At 71.1% G+C, this 22394-nt stretch carries 18 protein-coding genes; 13 read left to right on the top strand and 5 right to left on the bottom strand.

The genetic code is table 11. The annotated features are described in order from the left end of the window. Positions 1 to 114 precede the first annotated feature (114 nt). The 4 genes from AC07SQ_RS17615 to AC07SQ_RS17600 all read left to right on the top strand — a co-directional run bounded on the left by AC07SQ_RS17615 (position 115) and on the right by AC07SQ_RS17600 (position 4340). Positions 115 to 798, top strand: a complete 684-nt coding sequence (locus AC07SQ_RS17615) for a response regulator transcription factor (protein WP_159274070.1) — start codon at positions 115 to 117, stop codon at positions 796 to 798. Next, positions 795 to 2168 (top strand): sensor histidine kinase, encoded by a 1374-nt coding sequence (locus AC07SQ_RS17610; protein ID WP_495272361.1) that lies wholly within the window; start codon positions 795 to 797, stop codon positions 2166 to 2168. The genes AC07SQ_RS17615 and AC07SQ_RS17610 overlap by 4 nt, the downstream gene beginning before the upstream one ends. 138 nt (positions 2169 to 2306) lie before the next feature. Further along, the gene (locus AC07SQ_RS17605) at positions 2307 to 2795 is read left to right on the top strand and encodes a tripartite tricarboxylate transporter TctB family protein (protein WP_062481184.1); all 489 of its coding nucleotides are present in this window, start codon (positions 2307 to 2309) and stop codon (positions 2793 to 2795) included. A gap of 33 nt (positions 2796 to 2828) precedes the next feature. Further along, positions 2829 to 4340 carry a tripartite tricarboxylate transporter permease gene (locus AC07SQ_RS17600; protein WP_070060062.1) on the top strand — a complete coding sequence of 504 codons (1512 nt, stop codon included), beginning with the start codon at positions 2829 to 2831 and terminating at the stop codon, positions 4338 to 4340. Positions 4341 to 4372: 32 nt separating this feature from the next. On the opposite strand, the gene AC07SQ_RS17595 is transcribed toward AC07SQ_RS17600, so the two are convergent. Further along, the gene (locus tag AC07SQ_RS17595; RefSeq protein WP_493196112.1) at positions 4373 to 4885 is read right to left on the bottom strand and encodes a bacteriohemerythrin; all 513 of its coding nucleotides are present in this window, start codon (positions 4883 to 4885) and stop codon (positions 4373 to 4375) included. A gap of 118 nt (positions 4886 to 5003) precedes the next feature. On the opposite strand from AC07SQ_RS17595, the gene AC07SQ_RS17590 reads away from it, so the two are divergent. After that, positions 5004 to 5435: a YbaN family protein gene (locus AC07SQ_RS17590; protein ID WP_495272362.1), complete on the top strand. Its 432-nt coding sequence runs from the start codon at positions 5004 to 5006 to the stop codon at positions 5433 to 5435. Here AC07SQ_RS17590 and AC07SQ_RS17585 read toward each other — a convergent pair whose 3' ends face one another. After that, positions 5436 to 5840 (bottom strand): outer membrane protein assembly factor BamE, encoded by a 405-nt coding sequence (locus tag AC07SQ_RS17585; RefSeq protein WP_495272363.1) that lies wholly within the window; start codon positions 5838 to 5840, stop codon positions 5436 to 5438. A 53-nt stretch (positions 5841 to 5893) separates the two neighbouring features. After that, positions 5894 to 7363 carry a YadA family autotransporter adhesin gene (locus tag AC07SQ_RS17580; RefSeq protein WP_495272364.1) on the bottom strand — a complete coding sequence of 490 codons (1470 nt, stop codon included), beginning with the start codon at positions 7361 to 7363 and terminating at the stop codon, positions 5894 to 5896. Positions 7364 to 7529: 166 nt separating this feature from the next. On the opposite strand from AC07SQ_RS17580, the gene AC07SQ_RS17575 reads away from it, so the two are divergent. Beyond that, entirely contained in the window at positions 7530 to 7922 is a 393-nt protein-coding gene (locus AC07SQ_RS17575; RefSeq protein ID WP_159273919.1) for a carboxymuconolactone decarboxylase family protein, read from the top strand. 128 nt (positions 7923 to 8050) lie between these two features. Here AC07SQ_RS17575 and putA read toward each other — a convergent pair whose 3' ends face one another. Beyond that, a complete protein-coding gene (gene putA, locus AC07SQ_RS17570) occupies positions 8051 to 11791 on the bottom strand; it encodes a trifunctional transcriptional regulator/proline dehydrogenase/L-glutamate gamma-semialdehyde dehydrogenase (protein WP_495272365.1) in 3741 nt (1246 codons plus the stop codon). Positions 11792 to 11950: 159 nt separating this feature from the next. Between putA and AC07SQ_RS17565 the strand changes: the two genes are divergently transcribed. Genes AC07SQ_RS17565 through AC07SQ_RS17555 form a run of 3 tightly spaced genes read left to right on the top strand, consistent with a single transcriptional unit; the run spans position 11951 to position 13516 of the window. Then, positions 11951 to 12553, top strand: coding sequence for a helix-turn-helix domain-containing protein (locus AC07SQ_RS17565; protein WP_369631294.1), 603 nt, complete (start codon positions 11951 to 11953; stop codon positions 12551 to 12553). After that, positions 12550 to 13086, top strand: a complete 537-nt coding sequence (locus AC07SQ_RS17560; protein WP_495272366.1) for a GNAT family N-acetyltransferase — start codon at positions 12550 to 12552, stop codon at positions 13084 to 13086. Before AC07SQ_RS17565 ends, AC07SQ_RS17560 begins: the two co-directional genes overlap by 4 nt. 46 nt (positions 13087 to 13132) lie before the next feature. Continuing rightward, a complete protein-coding gene (locus tag AC07SQ_RS17555) occupies positions 13133 to 13516 on the top strand; it encodes a PaaI family thioesterase (protein WP_495272367.1) in 384 nt (127 codons plus the stop codon). A 7-nt stretch (positions 13517 to 13523) separates the two neighbouring features. On the opposite strand, the gene AC07SQ_RS17550 is transcribed toward AC07SQ_RS17555, so the two are convergent. Beyond that, complete coding sequence (locus AC07SQ_RS17550; RefSeq protein ID WP_495272368.1) at positions 13524 to 14498, bottom strand: DMT family transporter; 975 nt, start codon at positions 14496 to 14498, stop codon at positions 13524 to 13526. A gap of 142 nt (positions 14499 to 14640) precedes the next feature. Between AC07SQ_RS17550 and AC07SQ_RS17545 the strand changes: the two genes are divergently transcribed. From AC07SQ_RS17545 to AC07SQ_RS17530, 4 genes are all read left to right on the top strand, one after another. After that, complete coding sequence (locus tag AC07SQ_RS17545) at positions 14641 to 15519, top strand: LysR family transcriptional regulator (RefSeq protein WP_495272369.1); 879 nt, start codon at positions 14641 to 14643, stop codon at positions 15517 to 15519. 81 nt (positions 15520 to 15600) lie between these two features. Beyond that, entirely contained in the window at positions 15601 to 20388 is a 4788-nt protein-coding gene (locus AC07SQ_RS17540; protein WP_495272370.1) for a CapA family protein, read from the top strand. Further along, positions 20385 to 21335 carry an alpha/beta hydrolase family protein gene (locus AC07SQ_RS17535; RefSeq protein WP_495272371.1) on the top strand — a complete coding sequence of 317 codons (951 nt, stop codon included), beginning with the start codon at positions 20385 to 20387 and terminating at the stop codon, positions 21333 to 21335. The genes AC07SQ_RS17540 and AC07SQ_RS17535 overlap by 4 nt, the downstream gene beginning before the upstream one ends. Continuing rightward, positions 21332 to 22390, top strand: coding sequence for an aldose epimerase family protein (locus tag AC07SQ_RS17530; protein ID WP_495272372.1), 1059 nt, complete (start codon positions 21332 to 21334; stop codon positions 22388 to 22390). Before AC07SQ_RS17535 ends, AC07SQ_RS17530 begins: the two co-directional genes overlap by 4 nt. Positions 22391 to 22394: the final 4 nt, after the last annotated feature.

Below are 22394 nucleotides of genomic sequence, written 5' to 3'. Positions count from 1 at the left end.
ATTTGTGTCGCACGCCCTTGCATTCCAGGGGCCGCAACGTGAGCACAACCGCACCGCCATCCATGGGTATTTCTCGCCGTGGCCGCACCGACTGACGTGCTCGGCCCCACCGTCATCTGGAACTGCCTCATCGTCGAGGACGATGCCGACAACGCGCGCTACATCGCCGAAGGCTTCCGTTCGCTCGGCCATGTGGCGGTGATCAGCCGCGATGGCGCGGATGCGTTCGCGCGCGCCACGGGCGAGACGTGGGACCTCGTCATCCTCGACCGCATGCTGCCCAACGACGTGGACGGCCTGTCGATCCTCACGACGATGCGCGCCCTCGGCAAGAAGACGCCGGTGCTGGTGCTCAGCGCATTGAGCGCGCTCGACGAGCGCGTGCGCGGGCTCAAGGCCGGCGGCGACGACTACCTGGCCAAGCCCTTTGCCTTCTCCGAACTCGCGGCGCGCGCCGAGGCGCTGGTGCGGCGCTCGCGCAGCGGGCCCGAGATCCGCACGCTGCAGCTGGCCGACCTCACGCTCGACCTGGCGCGCCGCCATGTGGAGCGCGGCGGCCGGCCGATCGCGCTGCAGCCGCGCGAGTTCAGGCTGCTGGCCTATCTCATGATGCATCCGGGCCAGGTGGTCACGCGCACCATGCTGCTTGAGGCCGTGTGGGACTACCAGTTCGACCCGCAGACCAACGTGATCGACGTGCAGGTGAGCCGCCTGCGCGGCAAGCTCGATGCGGGCGGCGCGCCGACGCTGATCCACACCGTGCGCGGCGTGGGCTACACGCTGGCCGCGCCGCAATGACCCGGGCCCTGCGCCAGCTGTGGCGCTCGGTCGGCTTCCGGCTCGCCTTCTACTACGGGCTGCTCGTCGCGATCACCATGCTGGCCGCGCTGGCCATCGTCTACATGCAGACCGTGGGCGTGCTGCAGCAGCGCATGGTGCGGCAGGTGGCCGCCAGCGTGCAGCAGCTGGTGGTGCGCTACGAAGCGCGCGGCGCCGAAGGCGTGGCGGGCGAGATCGCCCATGCGCTCTCCGACGGCCGCAATTCCGACAACGAGATCTACCTGCTCACCGACCGCGAGGGCCACAAGCGCGCGGGCAACCTCGACCAGATGCCCTCGCTGGCGCCCGATGCGGGCGACGGCGTGCACCGCCGCGTGGTGCGCGCGGGCCAGACCGTCATCGCCTACCTCGTGATGCGCCCGCTGCCCGACGGCGGCATGCTCGTGGTGGGGCACGACCTGCGCGACCAGGAGTCGATCGAATCGCTGGTGGCGAGCGCCAGCGCGGCGGCGGGCATCGTGGCGGTGCTGCTGCTCATCGGCGGCACCTTCGTCTTCCGCCAGGAGCTGGAGCGCAGCGTGGGCGCGGTGCGGCGCACGGCCGCGCGCATCGCGGCGGGCGAGTTGCAGGAGCGCGTGGTGCCTTCGGGCCAGGAGGACGAGTTCGCGCTGCTGGAGGGCGACATCAACGCGATGCTCGACCGCATCCAGTCGCTGATGGACGGCGTGCGCCACGTGTCGAACACCATCGCGCACGACCTGCGCACGCCGCTCACGCGCGTGCTGGTGCGCCTGCGTGCGGTGGAGGCGGGGCTGGGCGACGCCCACCATCCACAGCGCGAGCCCGTGGCCACCGCCATCCGCGAGCTCGAGGAGCTGGCGGTGATGTTCGAGAAGCTGCTGCAGATCGCCGAGGTCGAGGCCGGCGCACGGCGCCAGCAGTTCGCGCCGGTGGCGCTGCACGTCATTGCCGACGACGTGGCGGAGCTGTACGAGGCGGTGGCCGAGGTGCGGGGCATCGCGCTGCTGCGCGAGCCGGCCGACCGCGCCATCGCGCTGGGCGACCGCGACCTGCTCGCGGGCGCGGCGGCCAACCTGCTCGACAACGCGCTGAAGTACAGCGGGGCCGGCGCCACCGTGCGCATCGGTACGCACACGGTGGACGGGCGTGCGCAGCTGTTCGTGCAGGACGACGGTCCCGGCATTCCGAGCGCCGAGTACGAGCGCCTGGGCGTGCGCTTCCATCGGCTGGATCACAGCACGCCGGGCCACGGCCTGGGGCTCGCGAGCGTGCAGGCGGTGGTGGCGCTGCATGGCGGGCGCCTGCAGTTCGGCGATGCCCGTCCGGGCCTGCGCGCCTGCATCGACCTGCCGACGGCGGACGCCTGAGCGGCGCCTTCTTCGTCTCCTCGCATCTCGAACATTGCCGAATGGCAATGCTTTGTTCATACACACCGCGGCGCTGAATTCCTAGGATCGCTGACGCACATCCTGTGCCGATCAACGCAGTTCCAGGAGACATCAACGGTGAGAATCAAGAGTCAGAGAGACTTCTGCTCGGGCGTGCTTTTCAGCGCCTTCGGCGTGGCCTTCGCATGGGGCGCCACGACCTACAACGTGGGCACCGGCGCCCGCATGGGCCCCGGCTACTTTCCGCTCATCGTGGGCATCCTCATCGCGTGCATGGGCGTGCTGATCACGTTCAAGGCCCTCACGGTCGAGACCGCCGACGGCGAGCCCGTGGGCCGCATCGCATGGAAGCCGCTGCTGTTCATCATCGGCGCCAACCTGGTGTTCGGCGTGCTGCTCGGCGGCCTGCCGAGCATCGGCCTGCCGTCGATGGGGCTCATCGTCGCGATCTATGCGCTGACCTTCATCGCGAGCCTGGCGGGCGACAGCTTCGGCTGGAAGGGCGTGACCCTCCTGGCGACCGTGCTCGCGCTCGGCAGCTACCTGGCCTTCGTGGTGGCGCTGAAGCTGCAGTTCCAGGTGTGGCCCACCTTCATCGCCGGCTGACCCGCGCAGAACAACAAGAAATCCAAGAGAACAATGGACCTGATTACCAACCTCTCGATCGGCTTCGGCGTGGCCTTCACCGCGCAGAACCTTGTCTATGCCTTCGTCGGCTGTCTGCTGGGCACGCTGATCGGCGTGCTCCCGGGCATCGGCCCCGTCGCGACCATCGCGATGCTGCTGCCCGCCACGTACGCGCTGCCGCCCGTGTCGGCGCTGATCATGCTGGCCGGCATCTACTACGGCGCCCAGTACGGCGGCTCGACCACCGCCATTCTGGTCAACCTGCCGGGTGAATCGTCGTCGGTGGTGACCGTGATCGACGGCTACCAGATGGCGCGCAAGGGGAGGGCCGGGCCGGCGCTCGCCGCGGCGGGCCTGGGCTCGTTCTTCGCAGGCTGCGTCGGCACGCTCATTCTTGCGGCCTTCGCGCCGCCGCTGACCGAGCTGGCCTTCAAGTTCGGCCCGGCCGAATACTTCTCGCTGATGATCCTGGGCCTGATCGGCGCCGTGGTGCTGGCCTCGGGCTCGCTGCTCAAGGCCATCACGATGATCCTGCTCGGACTGGCACTGGGCCTCGTGGGCACCGACGTGAACTCGGGCGTGGCGCGCTACAGCTTCGACATTCCCGAGCTGACCGACGGCATCGGCTTCATCGCGATCGCGATGGGCGTGTTCGGCTACGGAGAGATCATCGCCAACCTGGCCGTGCCCGAGCATGAGCGCGAGGTGTTCACCGCCAAGGTCAAGGGCCTGTGGCCCACCAAGGAAGACTTCCGGCGCATGACGCCTGCGGTGCTGCGCGGCACCGCGCTGGGTTCGGCCCTGGGCATCCTGCCGGGCGGGGGCGCGCTGCTGTCGGCCTTCGCGGCCTACACCATCGAGAAGCGCATCAAGCTCAAGCAGGGCGAGGTGCCCTTCGGCAAGGGCAACATCCGCGGCGTGGCGGGGCCGGAGTCGGCCAACAACGCCGGTGCGCAGACCTCGTTCATTCCGCTGCTGACGCTGGGCATTCCGCCCAACGCCGTGATGGCGCTGATGGTGGGGGCGATGACGATCCACAACATCCAGCCCGGCCCGCAGGTGATGACCAGCAACCCCGAGCTGTTCTGGGGCCTCATCGCCTCGATGTGGATCGGCAACCTGATGCTCATCGTGCTGAACCTGCCGATGATCGGCATCTGGATCAAGCTGCTGACCATTCCCTACAAATGGCTCTTTCCGTCGATCGTGCTGTTCTGCGCGGTGGGCGTGTACTCCGAGAACAACAACACCTTCGACGTGTGGATGGTGGCGATCTTCGGCATCGTGGGCTACCTGTTCCTCAAGCTCAAGTGCGAGCCCGCGCCGCTGCTGCTGGGCTTCATCCTCGGGCCGATGATGGAAGAGAACCTGCGCCGCGCGCTGCTGCTGTCGCGCGGCGACTGGAGCGTGTTCGTCATGCGTCCGCTGTCGGCGGGGCTGCTGGCCGCGGCGGCGCTGCTGCTCATCGTGGTGCTGCTGCCTTCAGTGAAGGCCAAGCGTGAAGAAGCCTTCGTCGAGGAGTGACGAGGCGGCCGTGGCGCGGCGTCAAAGCCGCGTCAGCCGCCGAACAGGCGCCGCATCCACCCCATCTTGACCTGCCCCGCGGCGCCGCCTTGCTGCACCGCCTTGCGCACCTGCGCATGCACCAGCACCTCCGCGGACGAATCCGTCGTGTGCAGGTGCGCTTTCACGGTCGGCACGTACGCGCCGTCTTCGTGGCGGATGTGGTTGAACAGCCAGCGCGAGAGCATGTCGTGCAGCTCGGCCAGCACCTCTTCGCCGTGCTCGAAGCGCGCGCGGAACTCGGTGACGCGGCGCACGAAGATCTCGTGCACCTTTCGGTGCGGACCGGTGAAGGGGTAGCCCGCGTCCTCGATCATGGCCTCCTCGAACGCGAAGTGCGAGGCGGTGTAGTCGATGGTCTCTTCGATGATCCGGCCCACGGCCTGGCGGTCGTTCGTGCGCCGGGCATCGTCCAGCGCATTGATGTACTGCACGATGCGCTGGTGCTGCGTGTCGATCTCATGGATCCCCGTATTGAGCTCGGTCTTCCATACAAGGTGGGCCATGGTCTTCAGAACTTTGCAGGTGGATGTAAAAGTCCAGTATCGGCAGCCGAAAGCGGCGCGCGGTTGATCTGAATCAAGCGCGTCGGTGCGGTGAAAGAGAAAGAAAGACAATCGGCCCGTGACGCCCGCCGAAGACCCCCAGAACCCGCCCGCTGCCGTGGAGCCCCGGCCGCTGCCGCTGCTCGTGCGCTGGCTGCTGATGGCCTTTGCCGCGCTGTGCCTCGTGCTGGCCGCCATCGGCGTGGTCGCGCCGGGCATGCCGACCACGGTCTTCGTGCTGATGGCCGCCTGGGCCGCGGCGCGCAGCTCGCCGCGGCTGCACCGCTGGCTGCTGAACCACCGGCTCTTCGGGCCGCTGCTGCGCAACTGGGAAAACGGCCGCACCGTGAGCCGTCGCGCCAAGTGGAGCGCCACCGCGGCGATGGCGTTCTGCGCGGTCGTCATCGGGTTCACCGCGCACAAGCCGTGGCTCGCGGGTGTCGCCATCGGCTCGATGGCGGTCGTGCTGGCGTGGCTGTGGCGGCGGCCGGAGCCGCCGCAGGGCGGCTGATCAGCCCTTGGCCAGCTCGGCGCAGATCGCCGGGTTCCAGTGGAAGCTGCGCGCCTTGTAGGCCGTGTCGAAGATCACCTTGTAGCGGCAGCTCGTCGCACCGCCGCCCGAGCGGAAGTGAAAGACGTAGTCCCACTCGCGCACGGCCGCCATGCCTTCGTCGAAGTGCGGGCGGCCGATGAGCGCGTACAGCTGGTCCTTGGTCGCGCCGGGGCCGATGGCGCGCAGGTTCTCGCGGTTCGGAAAGCTGCCTTCGGTCTGCCAGGTCTGCTGCTGGTCGGCGCCGGGCCAGACGAGTTCGGCGGCCTTGCCGTCGCTGTCGATGCCGCGGCTCACGTACGAGGTGCAGCCGGCGAGGGTGAGCAAGGCCAGCAGCGCGGCGGTGGGCAGGAAAGTACGTGTCATGAAGGAAGAATGCGTGGGGCCTGGAGCGGTGGCGGTTCTGTGGTTCATGCGGCTCACCACTGGAAGCCCGCGCCGGCCGAGACGCCGACGTTGCCGCGCGAGTTGGCCGAGCCGGTGAACTTCATCACCCACTTGCCGTTGTCCGAGATGCTCGAGAAGCCGACCGCGAGGGCGCTCTGGCCCTCGTAGCCGGCGATGCCGGCCGCGATCATGTTCTTGCCCGGCATGTAGGCCTGCGGCATGCCGGCCATGGCCATCGCACCAGCGGTGCCGGCGTTGGCGTCGCGCTGGTTCACGCGGATGGCGTCGCGCCACTGCGCGCTCTGTGCGTTCAGCTGGTTGACGTTCACGGCGTCGGTGCCGGCCACGCCGGGCGCCACGTTGGACACGGTGGTGCCGTTGGGCGCCTGTCCGTTGCCCAGCACGATCTGGTTGTGGTTCACGCTGCCGTCCACGTTGGTCACGTAGTTGACCGCGCCGGCCTGCACGGCCTGCAGTTGGCGCACGTTGACCGCGTCGGTCGCCTGCGTGCCGCCCGCCACGTTGGTGATCTGCCGCTCGCCGCCCGCGCTGCCGACCGAGACCGCGCCCTGCGTGGAGCCCACGGCGACGTTCGAGAAGCGCTCCTGCTGGCCGCCCATGCCCGCGCGATCGGCGGTGGCGCCGGCGCCCAGCGCCACGCCGTTGATGGCGCTCGCCGTCGCGCCCGTGCCGATGGCGACGGCCGAGGCGGCCGAGGCCGTGCTCTGGCGGCCCACGGCCACGGCCGACTCGGCACCCGCGGTGGCGCGGTCGCCCACGGCCACGGCGCTGTCGGCCAGCGCCTGCGTGTTCGCGCCCAGCGCGGCGGCGTTGATGCCGTCGGCAATCGCCTTGTCGCCGGCCGCCAGGCTGCTCTTCTTGCGCGCCTGCGTGTTGGCGCCGAGCGCGGTCGAATTGATGTCGCTCGCGGTGGCACGGTCGCCCACTGCGACGCTGCTGGTGGCCACGGCCGTGCTGTTGGCGCCGATGGCCGTGGCGTTGGTGCCGAAGGCCTGGGCCACGTTGCCCACCGCGGTGCTGCTGACGCCCGCGGCCACGGTGGTGGAGCCGATGGCGGTGGCGTAGGTTTCGGTGGCGCGTGCGTCGGAGCCCGCCGCCACGCTGCCGAAGCCGGTGGCCTTGGCAGCCGTGCCGCCGAGCAGCAGCGCGTCGCCGCCGAGGTTGCCGCTCACCATGCCTTGCAAGGCTGCGGCATCGGGGCCGCCGTTCACGGGGTCGGTCGGCACGCCGGTGATGAGCGCGAAGCCGCCGCTGGCGTTGGGCACCTGGCAGGCCCACGTGGGACCGGCGCCGCCCGAACTGCAGACCGCGCCTGAGCCGGTGGTGTAGCTGGTGCCGCCCAGGCTCACATCGGCCCAGGCCGACGGGCCGGCGAAGCCGGCGGCCAGTGCGAGCACGGCGCCCGCGATGCCTCGGGTTTTCTTCTTGCAGACGAATGCGGCGCGCGCACCGCCCCCCACGTGCTGTGTGACGTGTTCCATGGTTCTCTCTTCTCCCTGAGATGGCGCCTGATGGCGCGCTTGATGTGTGACGCTTCGACTGTATGAACCGCAGGGCGCGTGAACCTAGGACCTAATTCACAATAAATGTGAAGGTACCGAAAGCAAATGTTGCTTTCCATCGCGCATTCACACTTCAGGAGATCGCATGAAACCCCAGCCCATCGAGCACGCCGCCGCTTCCGACGAAGTCCGCGCGGTGTTCGACGACATCAAGGCGTCGCGCAACGTGCCCGACGTCAACAATTTCTGGAAGTACCTGGCCAACGACCCGGCCACGCTGAAGCGCACCTGGGCCAGCCTCAAGGAGGTGATGGCGCCGGGCGCGCTCGACCCGGTGGTGAAGGAAATGATCTACCTGGCGGTGAGCGTCACCAACAACTGCGGCTACTGCATCGCGAGCCACCACGCGGGCGCGGAAAAGGCCGGCATGACGCCGGCCATGTTCGCCGAGCTGATGGCCGTGGTCGGCATGGCGAACGAGACGAACCGGCTGGTCAACGGCTACCGCGTGCCCATCGACCCGGCGTTCGACCGTTGAAGGTGTGAATAAACCTACTGCGCGTCCCGATCTCGCATCTGCGGTCCTCACCGTACGCGTGTACGGCTCCGGTCCTCGATGCGACCTCGGGCCGCTCGCTACGGTTTCTTCACACCTTCCAAGCCCGCTCAACCGATCGTCATCAGGCTCGCATTGCCGCCGGCCGCGGCCGTGTTGACGCTCAGCGCGCGCTCCAGCACGAGGCTTTCGAGCGGAATGCCGGTGTCGCCCGGCGCGAAGCCGCGCACGCCGACGAGGGGGCCGGGCCGCGCCGCCACCTGCTGCAGCACGCTGGCAAGGTGGCCGGCGTCGCCGTGGTGCAGCACGGCGTCGAAGACCACGGTGGGCGCGCGCCAGTCGTTGGCGAGCACGACCGCGTGGCGCGCCTCGTCGGGCAATGCGGCCAGCAGCGCGTGCGCGCCGGGCGCATCGGCGGGCCAGATGGCGGTGCTGCCGACTGACAGCACCGCCGCCAGCTGCACGAGGCGGTCGGCTTCCGCATCCGCGAGGCACAGCACGGCCTCGCGCGGCTGCAGCGTGTAGACGTTGCGCTCGCCGGTCGGGCCGGCCAGCGTGCGTGCACGGCCGACGTGGGCCAGGCCCGCGAAGCGGCGGCATTGCGCGGCGAGTGCGTCGCGGCCCGTGTCGCGCGCCCAGCCTTCGAGCGCCGCGAGGCCACTGGCAGGTGCCACGGGTCGGTCTTCGGCCACGGCGCGCGCCAGCACGTCGTCGGGCCGCGCCGACAGCAGGCGCGCCATGTACAGCGGCCCGCCGGCCTTCGGCCCGGTGCCCGACAGCCCTTCGCCGCCGAAGGGCTGCACGCCGACCACGGCGCCGACCATGTTGCGGTTCACGTAGACATTGCCGGCCTGCGCCTGCGCCACCACCTGCGCGATGGTCTCGTCGATGCGCGTGTGCACGCCCAGCGTGAGGCCGTAGCCGCTGCCGTTGATCTGGCCGATGAGCGCGCCCAGGTCGCGGCGGCGGTAGCGCAGCAGGTGCAGCACGGGGCCGAACACCTCGCGCTGCAGCTCGCCCAGGTGTTCCAGCTCGACCAGCGTGGGCAGCACGAAGGTGCCGTGGCGCGTGTCGTGGCCGAACTCGCGGCCCTGGCGGAACACGCGTCGGCCGCGCCCGCGCATGCCGGCGATGTGGCGCTCGATGCCGTCGCGCGCCTCGTCGTCGATGACGGGGCCCACGTCCACCGCGAGTCGCGCGGGGTTGCCGATGCAGCTCTCGGCCATCGCGCCCTGCAGCATCGCCACGAGGCGGTCGGCCGCTTCTTCCTGCACGCACAGCACGCGCAGCGCCGAGCAGCGCTGGCCCGCGCTGTCGAAGGCCGAGGCCATCACGTCGGCCACCACCTGCTCCACCAGCGCGGACGAGTCCACGATCATCGCGTTCTGCCCGCCGGTCTCGGCGATCAGCGGCACCGGCGCGCCGTGCGCGCCGAGGCGCGCAGCCAGCGTCTTCTGCAGCAGGCGCGCGACCTCGGTCGAGCCCGTGAACATCACGCCCTGCACGCGCGCGTCGCCGACCAGCGCGGCGCCGACGGTCTCGCCGCGCCCCGGCAGCAGCTGCACCGCCGCGCGCGGCACGCCGGCCTCCCACAGCACGCGCACCGCTTCGGCGGCGACCAGCGGCGTCTGCTCGGCCGGCTTGGCCAGCACCGGGTTGCCGGCCGCGAGCGCCGCGGCCACCTGGCCGGTGAAGATCGCGAGCGGAAAGTTCCACGGGCTGATGCACACCACCGGCCCGAGCGGGCGGTGCGTGGCGTTGGCGAAGTCGGTGCGCGCCTGCGCCGCGTAGTAGCGCAGGAAGTCGACCGCCTCGCGCACCTCGGCGATGGCGTTGGCGCCGCTCTTGCCGGCCTCGCGCATCAAGAGGCCGAGCAGGCGCGGCTGCTGCGCTTCGAGCAGGGTGGCGCCGCGCTCGAGCGCGGCGGCGCGCTCGGCGGGCGGCGTGGCGGCCCATGTGGTGGCGACGGCTTCGGCCTGCGCAAGGGCCGAGGCCACGTCGCCCGGCACCGCGTCCTGCACCTGGCCGACGAGGTCGCGGCGGTCGGCGGGGTTGCGCACCTCGGCCCAGGTGCGACTGGCTTCGTCTTCTGCGCGTGGCGCGGCGAGCATCGGCGTCGCGCGCCAGGGCTCGCTCGCGCTGGCCTGCAGCGTGGCGGCGAGCGCATGCAGCGTGGCTTCGCTCGCGAGGTCCAGGCCCTGCGAGTTGGCGCGCTGCGCACCGTAGAGTGCGGCCGGCAGCGGAATGGCCGCGTGCGGCAGGCCCATCGCGCCTTCCTCTGCAGCCATGCGCTCCACGGTCGCGACCGGGTCTTCCACCAGCGTGTCGAGCGGAATCGACGCATCGGCGATGCGGTTTACGAACGAGGTGTTGGCGCCGTTCTCCAGCAGCCGCCGCACCAGGTAGGCCAGCAGCGTCTCGTGCGTGCCCACCGGCGCGTAGATGCGGCAGGGCCGCCCGAGCGGGCCGACCACCTGCTCGTACAGCGGCTCGCCCATGCCGTGCAGGCACTGGAACTCGTACTGGCCCGGCGTGTAGCGCGACGGGTCGGCCATGGTGTAGATCGCGGCCAGCGTGTGGGCGTTGTGCGTGGCGAACTGCGGGTACACCGCGTCGGGCGCATCGAGCAGCCGGCGCGCGCACGCGAGGTACGACACGTCGGTGTAGGCCTTGCGCGTGTAGACCGGGTAGCCCGCGAGCCCGTCGAGCTGCGCGCGCTTGATCTCGCTGTCCCAGTAGGCACCTTTCACCAGGCGCACCATGAGCCGGTGGCCGCTGCGGCGCGCGAGGTCGATCACCCAGTCGATCACGAAGGGGCAGCGCTTCTGGTAGCCCTGCACCACGAAGCCGACGCCCTGCCAGCCCGCCAGCGCGGGCTCGAAGCACAGGCGCTCCAGCAGGTCGAGCGAGAGTTCGAGCCGGTCGGCTTCTTCGGCGTCGATGTTCAGGCCGATGTCGTAGTGCAGCGCCAGCAGGGCCAGGTCGCGCAGCACCGGGTACAGCTCGGCCATCACGCGCGTGTACTGCGCGCGGCTGTAGCGCGGGTGCAGCGCCGACAGCTTGATCGAGATGCCCGGCCCGCCGTACACGCCGCGCCCGTTCGAGGCGCGGCCAATGGCGTGGATCGCGTCTTCGTAGGCCGCGCGGTAGCGGCGCGCGTCGTCGGCCGTGAGCGCGGCCTCGCCGAGCATGTCGTACGAATAGCGAAAGCCCTGCGCTTCGAGCGTGCGCGCATGCGCCAGCGCCTGGGCGATGGTTTCGCCGGTGACGAACTGCTCGCCCATCATGCGCATCGCCATGTCCACGCCCTTGCGGATCAGCGGCTCGCCGCCCTTGCCGATCAGCCGCGTGAGCGTGGCCGACAGGCCCGTCTCGCTGTGCGTGGCCACCAGCTTTCCCGTGAGCAGCAGGCCCCAGGTGGCGGCGTTGACGAACACCGACGGGCTGTGCCCCGCGTGCGCCTGCCACTGGCCCTGCGCGATCTTGTCGCGGATGAGCGCGTCGCGCGTGTCGGCGTCGGGAATGCGCAGCAGCGCCTCGGCCAGGCACATCAGCGCCACGCCTTCCTGCGACGACAGCGCGTACTCCTGCAGCAGGCCTTGCACGAGGCCCGAGCGGCCGCCGCCGTGCTTGCGCTGGCGCAACTGGTGGGCGATGCGATGGGCCAGGGCGTGGGCTTCGGCGGCCTGGTCGGCCGGCAGCCGGGCCTGCGTGAGCAGCGGTGCCAGCGCCTCCGATTCGGGCGGCCGGCAGGCGGCCGTGATGCGGGCGCGCAGCGCGGACGGCGCGGCGGGCCCGTCGGCGAAGGTGGCGAAGGCCGAGGGCAGGGGGGCGGGATCGTTGGCGCTCATGGTGCGTCGGTGGTGGTGATGTGTTGGATGATTTCAGCGATCGGCATGAATATTTCTCCAAAGAACAGTCACTTCGACGAGCAAGTCTCTGCGGCCGAGACGGCCAGCTTTCAGCCCGGGGTTGACTGAGTTTCTATTTCATTGGATATTTCATCCAATATGAAAGAAGAATCGGCTTCGACCCCCAGCCTCAACGACCGCATCGCCCAGCGCGTGCGCGCCCTGCGCGCCGCGCGCGATCTCTCGCTCGACGCCCTGGCCACGCACTGCGGCGTCAGCCGCTCCATGATCTCTCTGATCGAGCGCGGCGAGAGCAGTCCGACGGCCGTGCTGCTCGAAAAACTCGCGACCGGCCTGGGCGTGCCGCTGGCCTCGCTGTTCGAGTCCGACGCGCCGGCCGCCAGCCCGGTGTCGCGCCGCGCCGACCAGCTCGAATGGCGCGATCCGCATTCGGGCTACCTGCGCCGCAACGTCTCGGCCGGCGGCGACGCCTCGCCGATCCAGATCGTCGAGGTGCTGTTTCCGCCCGGCGCGCGCGTGGCCTACGAAACCGGCGCGCGCGAGCCGCGCATCCACCAGCAGGTGTGGGTGCTCGAAGGCTGCATCGAACTCGCGGTCGGCGACCAGCAACACCGGCTCGAAGCGGGCGACTGCCTGGCGCTCGTGCTCGACCAGCCGACGAGCTACTTCAACCCCACCCGCGAGACGGCGCGCTACGCGGTCGTCATCACCAGCGCGCCTTCTCACGCCAACCGGAAATGACCATGACTGCTGCCCCCACCCCGCGCCTGCGCGCCCTTTCTTCCGTGACCGAGGCCGAGCTGAACGCGCTGGCCGACGTGCTCATCGACTGCGTCGACGGCGGCGCCTCGGTGAGCTTCATGCAGCCGCTCACGCCCGAGCGCGCGCGGGCCTTCTGGCGCCACGTGGCCGACGGCGTGGCGCGCGGCGAGCGCGAGCTGCTCGTGGCCGAGGACGACGCGGGCATCGTCGGCACCGTGCAGCTGGTGCTGGCGCAGCCCGAGAACCAGCCGCACCGCGGCGAGGTCGCGAAGATGCTGGTGCACCGCCGCGCGCGCCGCCACGGCCTCGGCGCGCTGCTGATGAAGGGCGCCGAACAGCGCGCACGCGACCACGGCAAGACCCTGCTGGTGCTCGACACCTCCAGCCCCGAGGCCGAGCGGCTGTACACCCGCTGCGGCTGGCAGCGCGTGGGCACCATTCCCGGCTACGCGCTGCTGCCCGACGGCACGCCGTGCGGCACCACCTACTTCTACCGCGCGCTCGGCGACTGACGGCCGTGCGGTCTACAGTCGGCCGGTCCGTTCATTTCCCGTCGCCATGAAACACCCCTTCGCCGAACTGATCGACCTGCACTGCGAGCAAGCCACCGCCGGCGCCAGCACCATGACGCTGGTCGTCGCGCCGCAGCACCTGAACCCGCACGAGGTGGTGCACGGCGCCGTGCTGTATGCGCTGGCCGACACGGGCATGGGCACGGCGCTGTACCCCACGCTCGAGGCGGGCGAGATCTGCGCCACCATCGAGATCAAGATGAACTACTTCAAGCCCGTGTTCGAAGGCCAGGTCGTCTGCAGGACCACGCTGCTCAACCGCGGGCGCACCGTCGCCAACCTGGAGTCGTGGCTGTACGTGGGCGAGGTGCTCGTGGGGATGGCGAACGGCAACTACGCGATCTTCCGGCGCAGCCGCGCCGAGGGCTGAGCGCTGTTCATGGCGTGACGCCGCAGGTGCGCTGGCCTGGCGACGGCACGCGAACCGGGGCCACCGGCGTCGCCGCCCGCTTCGCTGCCGCCACATGCAGCAGCAGCGCCGCCACCACCATCGCCACGCCGACGATCTCGTGCGTCGCGGGCGGCTTGCCCAGCGCCACCCCCATCAGCAGCGCCGACACCGGCACGAAGTTCAGGAAGGCCGTGCCCGTGACCGCGCCGAGCGCGCGCACGCCGTGGTTGAAGGCCAGCACCGCGAGCGCCGACGGCACCAGCCCCACGTACAGCAGCACCTGCCACGACAGGCGCAGCCCCTGCGCATCGGGCGCGGGCGAGGCGCCCAGCACGGTCATGCCCACCGCCACGGCCAGCAGCAGCGGCCACGAGGCCAGCACCGTGAGCGCGGTGTAGTCCACCGTGTCGAGCGTCGGGAAGCGCGCCGCGCCGCGCGTGTAGACCACCCAGCCCAGCGTGCCGACGAAGGCGATGGCATCGCCGAGCAGCGTGTCGTGCGACAGGCCCGCGCCACCGGGCGACAGCAGCCCGGCCACCGTGGCCACGCCGGCCAGCGCCAGCGCGGCGGTCAGCAGGGTCGTGCGCGTCGGGCGCACGCCGTCGAGCCACCAGCGCAGCAGCTGCGTGGTGATCGGCGTGGTGGCGATCAGCACCGCACCGTGCGAGGGCACCGAGTGCGAGAGCCCGACGAACAGCAGGATGCTGAACACGCCGAAGCCCGCAAAGCCGTGCAGCGCCAGCGGCACCGCATGCTGCCGCAGCTTGTGCCAGCCGCCGCTGCCGCGCAGGCCGAGCAGCGCGGCGAACACCAGCGCCGACAGGGTGTAGCGGATGAGCGTGAGCCACACCGGCGCCACGTGCTGCAGCACGCCCTTGCCGACGAGGAACAGGCTGCCCCAGCTGGCGGTGGCGAAGAGCAGGGCCGCGATGCCCGGCAGGCGTGAGGGAGGGGAGGACACGGGAAAACCTTTCAAGGAAACAGGGGAGTGCGTGGCCTGAAGGATGGGGACGGGCCGCCGCGAAGGCCATTCGTTTCTTTGGACAGGGGCTTCCGAAAAAGCGAACGGACGACTGCGTCGCACGCGCTCACAATCCGCGGTCATGGAGCTGTACCAACTGAAGACCTTCGTTGCCATCGCGAAGGAGGGCAACCTGACCCGCGCCGCCGAACGCGTGTTCACCAGCGCCCCGGCCGCCAGCGCGCAGCTCAAGGCGCTGGAAGACGAACTCGGCGTGCGCCTGTTCGAGCGCACGCCGCGCGGCATGTCGCCCACCGCGGCCGGCCAGCGCCTGCTCGAAGAGGCCGAGCGCACGCTGGCCTCGGCGATGCGCATGCAGTCGGCCGCCGACCAGCTGCGCGGCGCGGCGCAGGGCGTGGTGCGCTTCGGCACGGTGGTCGATCCGGTGGCGCTGCGACTGGGCAGCGTGCTGGTCACGCTGGCGCAGCAGCATCCGCAGGTCACGCTGCAGCTCAAGCAGGGGCTGTCGTACGAAACCCTGGCGGCCGTGCAGCGCGGCGAACTCGACTGCGCCTATGTGCTCAGCGATGCCGAGCGGCTCGAAGGCTTCGAGCTGCGGCGCCTGGGCGTGGTCGACCTGGCCGTGGGCCTGCCGCTGGCGGTGGCGCAGGCGCACCCCGAGCTCACGCTCGCGCAGCTCACCGACCTGACCTGGGTCGGCACGCCACCCTCGTGCATCCTTCGCGCGCACCTCGAAAAACTGTTCGCCTCGGCCGGGCGCGACTACCGCCAGGGCGTCACCGCCGACGGCGAGAGCGCCATCCGCAGCATGGTCGCCAGCGGCATGGGCGCGGGCCTGATGCGGCTGGACCAGGCCGAGCAGGGCGAGCGCCAGGGCGAACTGAAGATCTGGAACGGTTGGCGCTCACACACCTGGCTGTGCTGGATCGCGCCGGCCGGCGGCCAGCGCTCGGCGGCGGTCGAGGCCGTGCGCGGCGCGGTGTTCGACGCCTGGGCGTGACCCGGGCCTGATCCGGGTCCGACGTCGCCCCGGATTTCCGCAGTGGCAGGCCGCGCCGTGGCCTGTCATCATTCGCGGCGCATGACTCACCAAGCTCCCGTCCCCCTCGCCGATCTGTTGAACCGCGCCAGGCAGGCCCTGGCCACCCCGGACGGGGCGCTGCCCCCGGCCCTGCCCGCCACCGACGAGGCCGGCTGCGTGGTGTTCCTCGCGATGGGCGAGGGCGAAAGCCGCGCCCGCGTCGTCATGGGCCGCGGCCCCGACACCGAGGCCGCGTGGCAGGCCGCCGCCGAGGCGCTGGCGGTGAAGGCCAGGCGCGCCGAGCGGCCCGCGCAGCGGCTGCGCGCGGAGATCGTCGAGCACGCCACGCCCATGACCTGGGGCGAACTGAAGGCGCGGCTGGCGCAGACCAAGCGCAACTACTTCAACGAAGGCATCGCGCTCGACGCGTGCTTCGAGACCGCGCTGCTCGCGCAGGAGATGCACGGCAGCGCCGTGCTCTACAACGGCACGGTCGACCACGCGGAGCCCAACAACGGCAACCTGCGCACGCACACCAAGCGCCGCTTCGGCGATGAGCGCGACTTTCCCACCGACGACGTCGCGCCCGTGTGGTGCTTCACCACGCGCGCCGTGTACGTCGACGCCGACGGCGCCTGGCCGCTCACGGCCGAAGGGCAGGCCGCGGGCTTTCGCACGCTCACCGACTGGAACGCGGCGCAGGTGCGCACGCTGGTCGATTCGGCCAGCGACTACCTGGCCGAACAGGTCAAGCCCACGGGCGAGTTCCACTACGGCTGGTTCCCGTGCTTCGACCGCGCGATTCCCACCTACAACACGCTGCGCCACGCCAGCTCCACCTACGCGATGCTCGAAGGCTGGGAGCTCACGCGCAGCGACGTGCAGAAGGCCGCCATCGACCGCGCGCTGGCCTTCCTGAGCCAGCGGCTGATCCGCCGCGCCACGCTGGCCGACGGCACGCAGGCCGCGTTCCTGGTCGACATCGGCAACGAGATCAAGCTCGGTGGCAACGCCGTGTGCCTGCTGGCGCTGGTGAAGTACACCGAGCTCACCGGCGATGCGCAGTACCAGCCGCTGATGGAGCAGCTGGCGCTGGGCATCCGCTCCATGCAGGACCCCGAGACCGGGCGCTTCGTGCACGTGCTCAACCACCCGGGGCTCGACGTGAAGGAGCCCTACCGCATCATTTACTACGACGGCGAAGCGGCCTTCGGGCTGATGCGGCTGTACGGCCTCACGCGCGACGCGCGCTGGCTCGCGGTGGTCGAGAAGGCCTTCGAGCACTTCATTGCCGCGGGCCACTGGCGCGCGCACGACCACTGGCTGAGCTACTGCGTCAACGAACTCACGCGCTTCAAGCCCGAGACGCGCTACTACCAGTTCGGCCTGCAGAACATGGCGGGTCACCTGGACTTCGTGCTGGAGCGCATCACCACCTTCCCCACGCTGCTCGAGCTGATGATGGCCGCGCGCGAGATGGTGCTGCGGCTGGAAGCCGACCCGGCACTGCGCCCGCTGCTCGCGGGGCTTGATCGCCACAAGTTCGACCGCGCGCTGGAGCACCGCGCGCGCTACCTCGCCAACGGCCATTTCTGGCCCGAGCTGGCGATGTTCTTCCGCCACCCCGACCGCATCGCGGGCTCGTTCTTCATCAAGCACCACAGCTTCCGCGTGCGCATCGACGACGTGGAGCACTACCTGTCGGGCTACGTGGCCTACCACCGCCTGCTCGAGGCGCGCGAGGCGCAGCAGCAGAGCGCGCAGCTCACGCAGGCCACGGCCGAGCCGGCCGCGCCGCGCGGCGCCGAGGGCATCGTGCTGTGGGGCGGCGACGTCAACCTGGGCCGGCGCCAGCACTACCGCATGCACGACCTCGGCGGCCCCGCCCGCATGCTCGGCGACATCGCCGCGCTGCGCGAGGCCGACCTGCGCATCGTCAACCTCGAATGCGTGGTCGCCACCACGGGCGAGCAGGGCGTCGAGAAGGACGAGGGCGGCCCTTATTACTACCGTGCGCGCCCCGAGATGCTGGCGGTGCTGACCGAGGCCGGCATCGACATGGTCGCCACGGCCAACAACCACAGCGGCGACTACGGCCCCGAGGCGCTGCTGGAGCAGCACGGGCTGCTGAACGCCGCCGCCATCGCTTTTGCTGGCACCGGGCCCGACCTCGATTCCGCGCTGAGCCCCGCCTTCCGTCAGGCCGGTGGGCTGCGCGTCGCGCTGTTCTCGCTCGACGCCACGCAGCCGCGCTTCGCCGCCACCGCGCAGCGCCCCGGCGCAGCCTGGCTGTCGCTCGACGACCCGGCGGCTTGGCGCGCCACGCTCGCGCCGCGCATCGCCGCCGCGCGCCACGAGGCCGACGTGGTGCTGGTGGCCGTGCACTGGGGCGAGAACCTGGAGACCGCGCCCTCGCGCGCCGAGATCGCCGTCGGCCATGCCATCGTCGAAGCCGGCGCCGACGCGGTGCTGGGCACCTCGGCCCACGTGCTGCAGGGCATCGAGGTCCATCAGGGCCGGCCGATCCTGCACGACGCGGGCGACCTGCTGTTCGACGCCATCCGCAACGACCTCGCGGACTCCGGCGTGTTCTCGCTGCGCCTGGGACCGCACGGCGTGGAAGAGGTGGTGTTCACGCCGGTGGGCGTGGGCTTCGGCTTCTCGCAGCAGCTCGCTGGTGAAGCGGCGCAGGCCGCCAGCGCGAGCTTTGCCGAACTGTGCAGCGCGCTCGGCACCGAGATGACGGCGCGGCCTGATGGCCGCTGCGCGCTGCAGCTGTCGCCGCCCGAACGCACCGCGCCGGCCGGGCGCCCGCCGCTGGCGCCGCTGTCGGCGTCGCGTCCGCCCGCGCTGGTCGGCCCCGTGCTCGCGCCCCGGCCCGAGTGGTCGGTCGATGCCGTGCCCGAGGACGCCAGGATGCGCCCGCTGCAGTTCGGCCCGCTGCGCCTCGTGGGCATCCGCCTCGCGCCGACGCAGATCATCGGGCGGCGCCTGCTGTGGGTCGAGTCGTTCTGGACCGCCGATGCGCCCGTGAGCGCCGACCTGCGCGTGCAGTTCCGCGCGCTGCCGATGCGCAGCACCACCATGCCGGCCTGGGGCGAGGCCATGGACCACGACCCCTGCGACTGGATGTGGCCCACCAGCCGCTGGACGCCGGGGCGCATCTACCGCGACCGCTACGGCCTGCGCGCGCCGCGCCTGGGCCTGCTCGAGAACGACGCGCTGCAGATCGAGGTGCGCGTGCGCGGCAGCATGCCCGACCTGCCGGGCGCGCGCCGGCTGCCCGTGTGGTGCGGCCTGCGCGTGCCGAAGTTTCCGACGCCGCTGCCCGAGCGCCCCGCGCCCGTGCTCGCGGCGCTGCGCCCTGGGGCAACGCCGCAGGCGTCGCCCGTGTGGACCGCCGACGACCTGCAGCGCGTCACCGGCGGGCAGTGGCTGGTGCCGCCGCCTTCGGGCTGGTTCGTGAACGCGGTGGTGCGCGGACCGACGCACATGGCGCGGCTGCCGAAGCCGGCGCTGTTCATCGCGTCCGACTACCGCACGCTCGCCAGGCACGAGAACTACAGCAAGCCGCGCGCCGACAACCCCGACCGCCACGAAGACGTGCCCCTGCTGCAGCACGCGCTCGCGGGCGCCGTGGTCGCGCACCCGGTGGACGGGCTGGACCCGTCGTTCCCGCTGCTGCAGGTGGAGGACCCGATTCGCGCCATGATCGACTTGGGCATTGCCGCGCGTGCGCGCTTCAAGGGTCGCGTGGTGGGCGTGACCGGCACCGTCGGCAAGTCGTCCACCATCGCCATGCTGCGCGACCTGCTGCCCGAGGCGGCGCGCGTGCACACCACCATCGACAACTACAACTCGCGCGTGGGCGTGCCGGCGATGCTGGCCAACCTCGCGGCCGACGCCGACGTGTGCGTGCTCGAGATGGCGCAGAGCGCGCTGTGGATGGACCGCGGTCCGATCTCGCTCGTGGCGCGCCCGCACGTGGCCATCCTCACCGAAATCGGCCTGTCGCAGACCCGCCAGACCGCCACGCTCGAGCAGACGGCCGAGTTCAAGTCGCGCATCTTCCTGGGCCTGGAGCCCGGCGGCGTGGCCATCGTGCCCGACCACATCCCCTGCCTGATGCAGGTGGTGCGGGCGGCCGCGCGCACCGCGGGCGCCATCTGGGTGGTGGGCAGCAGCCCCGACGCCAACATCCGCATCGTCGACACGCGGCCCGAGCCCGACGGCGGCTGCCGCGTGCGCATCGCGCTGCCGGGGCGCACGGTGGAGTACCTGTTCCCGATCGCGAGCGCCGGGCTGGTGCGCAATTCAGCGCTGGCTTTTGCGGCGCTGCTGGCGCTGGGCTTCGATGCCGAGGCCGCGTGCGCGCGAATGCCCTTCGTGCGCCTGCCGGCCTCGGTGATGCAGCTGCGCCCGCTGCGCACGCAGGGCGGCGTGCAGGCCACGCTGATCGACGACAGCTGGAACGCCGAGGTCATGTCGATGCGCAACGCGATGGAGTTCGTGCGCACCTGCCAGCATGCGGCGCACGGGCCGGTGACGCGCAAGATCGGCGTGCTCGGGCGCATCATCAACCTCGACAAGGAAGCCGAAGCGATGCACCGCAGCCTCGCCGCGCCGCTGCTGGCCTCGGGCATCCAGCACCTCGTGACGCACGGCGCCGAGATGCGCTGGCTGCGCGAGGAGGTGCCGGCCGAGCTGCTCGGCCCGCACTTCGAAGACGCCGCGCAGCTCACCGGCTACCTCGGCGAATTCCTGCGCGATGGCGACCTGGTGCTGGTGAAGGGCGACCGCCAGCAGTCGGACTTCGGCCTCATCTCCGAACTGCTGCAGAAGCTATGACCCCGCGCGCGCGCCTGGCCTGTGTGCTCCTGGCCCTCGTGCAGACGGCCTGCGCGCAGCGTGCCGATGCGCCGAAGGCCGCGGTGCCGCGCGAGCCGGCGGCCTCCGCGTCGGCCGAGGGCGCACTGCTGCACTGGAACCAGCCCGCCGTGCGCGCCAACTGCCCCGACCGCCCGGGCTTTCTCTGGGTGCAGGCGGTCGAGGGGCCGTCGTGCATCCGCTACTTCGCGAGCCGCGACATCGACGACGCGCGCATCGCCATCGTGCAGTTCTCGGGCGACCGCGACAGCGTGATGAACCTGTCGCCCACGCGCATCCCCGGCAACACCGAACCGCTGCGCACGCTCGACGCGCAGGCCGCGAGCGACCGCGCGGGCATGCCGTGGATCTTCATGGCGCGCCCCGGCACCTACGGCTCGTCGGGCGACCACCGCCAGCGGCGCGAGGCGGTGGAGTTCCATGCGCTCGATGCGGCGCTCGAAGCGCTGATGCAGCGCCACCGGCTGCAGCGCGTGGTGCTCTTCGGCCACAGCGGCGGCGCCACGGCCGGCGCCGCGCTGCTCACGCTCGGGCGCACGCGCGTGGCCTGCGCGGTGCTCACCTCGGGCGCCTTCGACCTGCTGGAGCGCGCGCGGCTGCTCGGCCGCTCGAAGAACGGACGCACCGACACCACGGGCAGCGCGCAGGTCTACGACCCGCTGGACCATGTGGCCGGCATCCCGCGCGACCCGCAGCGGCGCATCGTGCTCATCGGCAATCCCGCCGACCGCAACACGCCGTTCGCGCTGCAGCAGCGCTTTGCCGACGCGGTGGGCAAGGCGGGCCACCGCGTCGAGGTGATGACGCACGACGCCGAGCCTCCGACCTTCCACGACCTGAAAGACCGCATCGGCCTGCGCACCGCATCGCAGTGCGCGCGCGAGGCGCTGCAGTCGCAAGCCCGATGATCGAAGCTCTCACCTCGCGCCCCTTCGGCGCCATGCCCGACGGCCGGCCCGTCACCGAATACACGCTCGACAACGGCCACGGCCTGCGGCTGAGCGCCATCAACCTCGGGGGCATCGTCACCGCGCTGCACGTGCCCGACCGGCAGGGTCGCAGCGCGAACGTGGTGCTTGGGTTGCCCTCGCTCGATGACTACCTGAAGCCGCATCCGCACTTCGGCACCATCGTCGGCCGCTATGCGAACCGCATCGCGGCGGGCCGCTTCACGCTCGATGGCACGGCTCACCAGCTGGGCCTGAACGACGGCGTGAACACGCTGCATGGCGGCGCCACCGGCTTCGGCAAGCGCTACTGGGAGATCGTGCCGGTGCCTCATGAACTCGCCCTCGAGCTGCGCTACACCAGCGCCGACGGCGAAGAGGGCTATCCCGGCGAGGCGCAGCTGACGGTGCGCTACACGCTGGGCGCCACCGCCAACACCTGGCGCATCGACTACCGCGCCACCACCGACCGGGCCACGGTGATCAACCTGAGCCACCACGACTACTTCAACCTCGCCGGCAGCGGCTCGGTGATGGACCATGTGCTGACGCTGCCCGCGAGCCGCTACTGCCCGGTCGATGCCACGCTCATTCCGCTCGGGTTGGGCGAGGTGGCCGGCACGCCTTTCGATTTCCGCACGCCGACGCGCATCGGCGCGCGCATCCGCGACAGCCACGAGCAGCTGCTGCGCGCGCACGGCTACGACCACAACTGGGTTCTCGACGGCGATCGCAGCGGCACGGGCCTGGCGTTTGCGGCGCGCCTCGCCCACGAGGCCTCGGGCCGCGTGATGGACGTGCACACCACCGAGCCCGGCGTGCAGTTCTATTCGGGCAACTTCCTCGACGGCAGCCTGCTCGGCAGCGCGGGCGCGAGCCTGCGCCAGGGCGACGGCCTGTGCCTGGAGACGCAGCACTTTCCCGACGCGCCGAACCAGCCGGAATTCGCGTCGACCGTGCTGCGCCCCGGCGAGGTGTTCGCCAGCGCGACCGAGCACCGCTTCGGCATCGGCTGACCAC

This window comes from Variovorax sp. GW821-FHT06D12, from assembly GCF_059419205.1.
This window is presented reverse-complemented; position numbering and strand designations above follow the sequence as displayed.